Raw genomic sequence first — 531 nt, 5'->3', positions numbered from 1 at the left:
AAGCTCTTTAAAAACCTCTAATAAAGCTACAGCAATACCATTGGTAGCAAATGATGCAGAGGTAAAAATAACAACTTTTAACAATACCATTGATTATGGCTGTAATACTACACCTCCTGCTCTAACAAACAAACAAGTATCCATTAACAATAGAGGAACGACAACTTTAACTTCTGTAACTTTAAATTATACTATAAATGGAGGCGCAAACCAAACCCAAACTTGGAACGGTTCACTAACACAAAACCAATCAGCTGATATAACGCTATTGAACACTAATTTTAATGGTACTTTAAATGTTAGTATCGTAACAGCCAATGGAGGTACAGATCAAAGAGTGAGCAACAATACTGCCTCAAGGAATTATTTTGATCTAGCAACTGTTAACTACAATTATACAAACTTTGTTTTTAATTTACAACAAGATTTTTGGGGAGATGAAATTACTTGGGAAATAAAAGACGGTGCTGGTGTCGTTAAATATAGCGGTGGCCCTTATCCCGGTAAACATAGTGAAATTTTACCTTTGCC

At 34.5% G+C, this 531-nt stretch carries 1 protein-coding gene; it reads left to right on the top strand.

Going from position 1 to position 531, the window contains the following annotated elements; genetic code table 11:
• Positions 1–531, top strand: a 531-nt coding sequence (locus tag EKL98_RS17960; protein ID WP_199740756.1) for a hypothetical protein, incomplete at both ends; no start/stop codon positions are given.

It is taken from the genome of Flavobacterium bomense, from assembly GCF_003970355.1.
Note: the sequence above shows the minus strand (reverse complement) of the source record. Positions and strands in the feature narration are given on the sequence as shown.